This is a genomic window from Streptomyces sp. NPDC038280, from assembly GCF_055600045.1.
Genome location: NZ_JBVJYZ010000036.1, coordinates 1 through 7,650 on the forward strand (window position 1 = coordinate 1; position 7,650 = coordinate 7,650).

General features: G+C 68.2%; 2 protein-coding genes. Both read left to right on the forward strand.

The window, feature by feature from the left end; genetic code table 11:
* Positions 1–3 precede the first annotated feature (3 nt).
* Positions 4–2,205 (forward strand): non-ribosomal peptide synthetase, encoded by a 2,202-nt coding sequence (locus ACZ7J0_RS33645; RefSeq protein ID WP_470893872.1) that lies wholly within the window; start codon positions 4–6, stop codon positions 2,203–2,205.
* Positions 2,205–7,650, forward strand: a 5,446-nt coding sequence (locus ACZ7J0_RS33650; protein WP_470893870.1) for an amino acid adenylation domain-containing protein, incomplete at its 3' end; no start/stop codon positions are given. The genes ACZ7J0_RS33645 and ACZ7J0_RS33650, both read left to right, overlap by 1 nt.

Sequence of the window (7,650 nt, forward strand, 5' to 3'; positions counted from 1 at the left end):
GAGCTGGCGCCGAGCCGTTCGATGGCGCGACACCCGTTGTTCCAGGTCCAGCTGGACCTGCAGAACAACGCCGAGGCCGTCCTCGACCTCCCCGGCCTGCGGGCCGGCGGGATGTCGGCCGGGACCTCGAAGGCGAAGTTCGACCTGGAGGTGCGCGTCTCCGAGGCCTTCGACGAGCAGGGTTCCCCTGCTGGCGTACGGGGTCAGGTGGTCGCGGCCGCGGACCTCTTCGACCGGGAGACGGTCGAGAGCCTGGCCGAACGCCTTGTGCGCGTGATCGGCCTGCTGGTCGCGGACCCGCAGGCCCGGGTCGGCTCTCTCAATGTGCTCGATGCGGGGGAGCGGCGTCGGGCGCTGGTGGAGTGGAACGATACGGCCGCTGATCTGGGGTCGGTGTGGGTGCCGGGGTTGTTCGAGGAGCGGGTGGTGCGGTCGCCGGATGCGGTGGCCGTGGTCTGCGGCGGTATGGAGATCTCGTATGCGGAGTTGGATGCTCGGGCGAATCGTCTTGCTCGTTATCTGATCGGTCAGGGGGTGGGTGCCGAGTCGGTGGTGGGTCTGTGTCTGCCGCGCGGTGTCGACTTGATCGCGGCGATTTTGGGTGTGTGGAAGGCGGGTGCGGGTTATCTGCCGATCGATCCGGAGTATCCGGCGGAGCGGATCGGGTTCATGCTCGCCGACAGTGGCGCAGCGCTGACGCTGACGACCGAGGAGATTCTGGATGATCTCCCGGCGGGCCGGAACCGGTTCGTGGCCCTGGACAGCACGCTGGCAGAGATTCAGCTGGCGGCGGCTGATTCGGCTTCGCCTGAGGTGGCCGTCTCGTTGGATGGTCTGGCGTATGTGATCTATACGTCGGGTTCGACGGGGCGGCCGAAGGGTGTGGCCGTCACTCATGGTGGTCTGGCGAACTATGTTGCGTGGGCTGCGGACGCGTATGGGATGAGTGGTGGCGGGGGTGCTCCGTTGCATTCCTCGCTCGCCTTTGACCTGACGGTGACGAGTGTGCTGGTGCCGTTGGTGTCCGGCTCGGCAGTGGTGGTCAGTGCGGCCGGTGGCGCCGAGGGGCTGGCCGAGCTGGTGCAGTCTCCGGGTGGGTTCGGACTGGTGAAGGCCGTGCCGGCGCACCTGCCGCTCCTGATGGAGATGCTGGACAAGGAGCAATCGGCGGGTGCTGCTCGCCGTTGGGTTGTGGGTGGTGAGGCTCTTCCGGGCAGTGTGGTGCGTGACTGGCTGGAGCGTGCGCCGGGTTCGGTGGTGGTCAATGAGTACGGTCCCACCGAGACGGTGGTCGGTTGCTGTGTCTTCGAGGTCGTGGCAGGTCAGGAGGTCGGTGAGTCGGTGCCCATCGGCCGCCCGATCGCCAACACGCGTCTCTACGTACTCGATGAACGCTTGCAGCCGGTGGCGCCGGGTGTTGCGGGTGAGCTGTTCATCGCGGGTACGCAGCTTGCCCGCGGATATGTCCGCCGCCCGGGTCTGACGGCGGAACGTTTCATTGCGAACCCGTTCGAGCCAGGGGCGCGGATGTACCGGTCGGGGGATGTGGCCCGGTGGAACACCGAGGGACTGCTCGAGTACCTCGGCCGTGCGGACGAGCAGGTCAAGGTGCGTGGTTTCCGTATCGAGCCGGGTGAGGTCCAGGCGGTCGTGGCCGCGCACCGGGAGGTCGCGCAGGCGGCTGTCATTGCCCGTGAGGACACCCCCGGCGACACCCGCCTCGTCGCCTACATCGTCCCGACCGATGCCGACGATGCAAGTGAGGGACTGCCTCGAGCTGTACGGGAGGTGGCGGCCCAGCGACTGCCCGAGCACATGGTCCCGGCGGCCGTGGTCGTCCTCGACGCACTGCCGCTGACGGCCAACGGCAAGCTCGACCGCAAGGCCCTCCCCGCTCCGGAGGCCTCCGGCCCGGTCGGGTCGGGGCGCGGGCCCGCCACCCGTCAGGAAGAGATCCTCTGCGCGGCCTTCGCGGAGCTCCTCGGGCTCGAAAGCATCGGCGTGGACGACGACTTCTTCGCCCTCGGCGGCCACTCGCTCCTCGCTGTCCGCCTCACCAGCAGGATCCGCGCCGAACTCGGCGTGGAGGTTCCGCTCCGCGTGCTCCTCGACGCGTCGACCGTGGCAGCACTCGCTCAACAACTTGCCCACCAAAAGACAGCAAGGCCGGCGTTGCGGCCGATGCGTACCCAGGAGGAGTCCTGATGATTCCGTTGTCATTCGCGCAGCGCCGGTTGTGGTTCCTCAGCCAGTCCGAGGGGCCGAGTTCCACATACAACATCCCTGTCGTGCTGCGTCTTTCGGGTGAGACCGACGGCGAGGCCCTGGGCCTGGCCCTGCTGGACGTGATCGGCCGTCACGAGGTGCTGCGCACCGTCTACAAGGTCGCGGATGGTGAGCCGTACCAGCACATTCTCAAGCTCGACGAGCTGGACTGGAAGCTGACGGTCGAGGAGGTCTCCCCGGCGGAGCTCGACGACGCGATGGCAGATGTCCTTTCGTACGCCTTCGATCTCTCGGCCGAGATACCGATCCGGGCCTCCCTGTTCTCCACGGGCCCCGACGAGCAGGTGCTCGTCATGGTGATGCACCACATCGCGAGCGACGGATGGTCGAGGCGCCCGCTGGCCCGCGACCTGTCGGCCGCCTATGCGGCTCGGCGCGAGGGCGGGGCCCCCAAGTGGGAGCCGCTGCCGGTCCAGTACGCCGACTACACGCTGTGGCAGCGCGAGCTGCTCGGTGACGCCTCGGATACCGACAGCGTGATGGCCACTCAACTCTCCTATTGGCACGATGTATTGGCGGGGCTTCCGGAGGAGCTGGAGCTGCCTGTCGACCGTACGCGGTCGGCCGTGCCCTCCCTGCGCGGCCACAAGGTGCCGCTCCGTGTCTCCGCCGAAGTCCACGCGCGCCTCGCCGAGCTGGCTCGGGCCGAGGGCGTGACGACTTTCATGGTGCTCCAGGCTGCCCTTGCAGCCGTGCTTTCCCGCCTGGGTGCCGGCACCGACATCCCGATCGGCACGACGGTGGCCGGCCGCACGGACGTGGCCCTCGACGACCTGGTCGGCTTCTTCATCAACTCCCTCGTCCTGCGAACGGATGTGTCGGGCGACCCGACGTTCGCCGAACTGCTCTCGCGAGTAGGGCAGACGGGCTGGGCGGCCTTCGAGAACCAGGAGCTGCCGTTCGACACGCTCGTCGAGGAGCTGGCCCCGGCCCGCTCACTGGCACGGCACCCGCTGTTCCAGGTCATGCTGAAGGTACAGAACACCGGCGAGGCCGTACTCGACCTGCCGGGCGCGGGCGGCACCGAAACCCCGGCCACCGCCCCCCGGAACGACGCGCAGGCGTCCGGTCCGGTGACCGGCGAGTCGGCGGCGAAGTTCGATCTGGACGCTTCGGTGTCGGAGGTCTTCGACGAGGCGGGCGCTCCGGCGGGGCTGCGCGGTTCGGTGGTCGCCGCCGCCGACCTGTTCGACGCGGAGACCGCCGAGCGGCTCGTGGCCCGCTGGGCGCGTGCGATCGAGGTCCTCGTCACCGATCCGGGGACGCGGCTGAGCGCGGTGGATGTGTTGGACGAGGGCGAGCGCCGGCTTTTGGCTGAGTGGAATGACACGGCTGCTGAGGTGGTGGCGGGGTCGTTGGTGGAGTTGTTCGAGGCGCGGGTGGCGCGGACGCCGGATGCGGTTGCGGTGGTTGCGGGCGAGGTGTCGTTCTCTTATGTGGAGTTGGATGCTCGTGCTAACCGCCTGGCCCGTCATCTGGTGGCTCAGGGTGTGGGTGCTGAGTCGCTGGTGGGTGTGTGTCTGGGGCGGGGTGCGGATCTGATTGTTGCGCTGCTTGCGGTGCTGAAGGCTGGTGGCGCGTATGTGCCGTTGGATCCGGAGTATCCGCGGGAGCGGATTGCGTACATGGTTGAGGACGCGGCGCCGGTGGTGGTGCTGACGTCGTCGGTGACGGCGGGTGTGCTGCCGCTGTCGGACGTGCCGCTGGTGGTCGTGGACGGTGCGGAGACGGTGGATGCGCTGGCTGGTTTGGATGCCGGTGCGTTGGGCATGCGGATTCGGCCTGAGGATCCTGCGTATGTGATCTATACGTCGGGTTCGACGGGGCGTCCGAAGGGTGTGGTGGTCGCGCACAGGGGTGCGGTGAGCCTGTGTGAGGGTCATAGTCGGACGGTGTTCGCCACGGATGGTGACCGGCTGCGGGTTGCGCTGACGACTTCGGTTTCTTTCGATGCGTCGTGGAACCAGCTGTCGGCTGTGTTTGTGGGGCATGAGCTGCATGTGGTGGATGGGGAGACGTGGCTGGACGCGGGGCGTCTGGTGGCGTGGATGCGGTCCTCGCGTATCGACTTCGCCGAGGTCACCCCTTCCTACCTCCAAGTCCTCGTGGACGAGGGCTTGTTCGAAGGGTCTGAGGGTCCGAAGCGCATCGGTGTGGGTGGTGAGGCCACTCCGGCCGACCTGTGGGGGCGGCTGCGGTCGCTGGATGGTGTGGAGGGCTTTAACTTCTACGGTCCGACCGAGGCGACCGTGGACACCGCGATCGGCCGTCTGTCCGACTCCGAGACCGTCGTGGTGGGTAGGCCGGTGCCGAACGCCCGCGTGTTCGTCTTGGACGAGACTCTGCGCCCGGTCCCGGTCGGTGTGCCGGGTGAGCTGTATGTGTCGGGTGCGGGTGTGGCCCGGGGCTATGTGGGGCGCCCGTCCCTGACGGCTGAGCGGTTCGTAGCGTCTCCCTTCTCCGACTGCGGTGAGCGGATGTATCGCTCGGGTGACCGCGTGAAGTGGTCGGCGGACGGACAGTTGGTGTTCCTGGGCCGTACGGATGACCAGGTCAAGGTGCGTGGTTTCCGTATCGAGCTGGGTGAGGTCCAGGCCGCTGTGGCCGCGCACCCGCAGGTCGTGCAGGCTGCTGTGGTGGTACGGGAGGACAGTCCGGGCGACCGTCGCCTCGTCGCGTACGTCGTCACCACTGGCGAACCGGCCGTCCCCATAGCCGAGTTCGTGGCCGAGAGCCTGCCCGAGTACATGGTCCCCTCGGCCGTCGTCACCCTCGACGCGCTGCCGCTGACGGCCAACGGCAAGCTCGACCGCAAGGCCCTCCCCACGCCCGAGCACGAGACGACCGCCGGAGTGCGCGGCCCCGCCAACGCCCGCGAAGAGATCGTCTGCGCCGCCTTCGCCGAGGTCCTCGGTCTGGAGAGCGTCGGCGTGGACGACGACTTCTTCCAGCTCGGCGGCCAGTCGCTGCTCGCGATCCGCCTCGTCGCCCTCCTCCAGAAGCAGGGCGTCTCCGTCTCCGTGCGGGCCTTCTTCCAGGCGCCGACCCCGGCCGGCCTCGCGGCCTCGGTGGGCGTCGTGCAGGTCGCCGTGCCGGAAAATCTGATCCCGGCCGGCGCCGCCGAGATCACCCCCGAGATGCTGCCGCTCGTCGACCTGACAGCCGAGGAGCTGGGGCGCGTCGTCGCCAGCGTTGACGGCGGTGCGGCCAACATCGCCGACATCTATCCCCTGGCCCCGCTCCAGGAAGGCCTGCTCTTCCACCACCTCCTCGCCGACGGCGGTGACGACGCGTACGTCATGCCGACCGTTCTCGAGTTCGACGCCCGCGACCGGCTCGACGCCTTCGTTGACGCCCTGCAGCGCGTGGTGGAGCGGCACGACATCTACCGAACGTCGATCGTGTGGGACGGCCTGCGCGAACCGGTCCAGGTCGTCAGACGGCACGCCACCCTGCCCGTGGTGGAGGTCACCCTCGATCCCGAGGGCGGCGATCCGGTCGAGCAGCTCCTCGCAGCCGGTGGCCTGCGCATGAACCTTGGCGAGGCCCCGCTCATCCGGATGCACGCCTCTCAGGTCCCGGGAACCGGCCGCTGGCTTGGGCTGCTGCGGGCGCACCACGTGGTGCGCGACCACACCGCCCTGGAGATCGTCTTCAATGAGGTTCAGGCGATCCTCGCCGGCCGTGGCCGGGAGCTGCCCGAGCCGCTGCCGTTCCGTACCTTCGTCGCCCAGACGCGCGGCGCGGTCGCACGCTCCGAGCACGAGCGTTACTTCGCCGACCTGCTCGGAGACGTCACCGAGCCGACCGCGCCCTTCGGCGTCGCGGACGTCCGGGGTGATGGTGCCGGTGCCGTACGTGAAGTGGTGCCATTCGACGCGGAGCTGACCGAGCGGCTCCGTGAGGTCTCCCGCCGCCTGGGCGCCAGCCCGGCGACGGTCATGCACGTGGCGTGGGCTCGTGTCCTCGCGGCGGTCAGCGGGCGCGAGGACGTGGTCTTCGGCACCGTCCTGTTCGGCCGCATGAACGCCGGCGAAGGAGCCGACCAGGTCCCCGGCCCGTACATGAACACGCTGCCCGTGCGCGTGCGCACCGACACCTTCGGGGTCCGCGCGGCCGTCTCTGCGATGCGCAGCCAGCTGGCGGAGCTCCTGGAGCACGAACACGCGCCACTTGTCGTGGCACAGCGCGCCAGCGGCATCACCGGTGACACTCCGCTGTTCACCGCGCTGTTCAACTTCCGGCACAACCCGGGCCGCAGCACTGAGGAACGGGCGGACGAGCGGCGCCACGAGGGACTGGAGGGGATGCGCGCCGTCTTCACGCGCGAGCGCACCAACTTCCCTCTGATGGTGTCGGTCAATGACAACGGCGACCTGCTCACGCTGGCCGTGGACGCGGTGGCGCCGATCGACCCGGAGACGGTGGGCGTCTTCGTGCGTACCGCTGCGGAGAACCTGGTGTCCGCGCTCGAAACGGCCCTTGAGCACGGCCAGGACGTGCCGCTGAGTGCCGTGCAGGTGCTGGACGAGGCGGGGCTCCGCCAGGTCGTGGATGAGTGGAACGGCCCGGTGGTGGAGACGGCCGGGGACGCGACGGTGGTGGGTCTGTTTGAGGCGCAGGTGGTGCGGGCGCCGGGGGCGGTGGCGGTTGTCGCGAACGGTGTTGAGGTGTCGTATGCCGTTTTGGATGGTCGTGCGAATCGGTTGGCGCGTTTGCTGGTGGAGCGGGGTGTGGGCCCTGAGTCGTTGGTGGGGGTGTGTCTGGGGCGTGGTGTCGAGACGGTGGTGGCGCTGCTTGCGGTGCTGAAGGCCGGGGGTGCGTATCTGCCGATCGACCCGGAGTATCCGGTGGACCGGATCGCCTACATGCTTGATGACGCGGCTCCGGTGGTGGTGCTGACGACATCGGAGTGGGCTGGGGTACTGCCCCGGGGTGTGGCTCAGGTTTTGTTGGATGATGCGTCGACTGTGGTGGCGATAGCGGAGTTTGACAGTGATTCGCTGGGTGTGGTGATTCGGTCTGAGTCTCCGGCGTATGTGATTTATACGTCGGGTTCGACGGGGCGTCCGAAGGGTGTGGTGGTTGAGCATCGTTCGGTGGCGGGTTTGTTGTCGTGGGCGGTGGCGGAGTTCGGGGGTACGGATTTCTCTCGTGTTCTGGTGTCGACGTCGTTCAATTTCGATGTTTCGGTTTTCGAGCTGTTCGGTCCGCTGGTGTCGGGTGGCAGTGTCGAAGTGGTTCGCGACCTTCTGGCTCTTTCGGAGGGGGGTGTGGGTGATGTCAGTCTTGTGAGTGGTGTGCCGTCGGCTTTTGCGCAGATGGTTGCGGCTGGTGGGATTGAGGTTTGTCCTGGGACTGTGG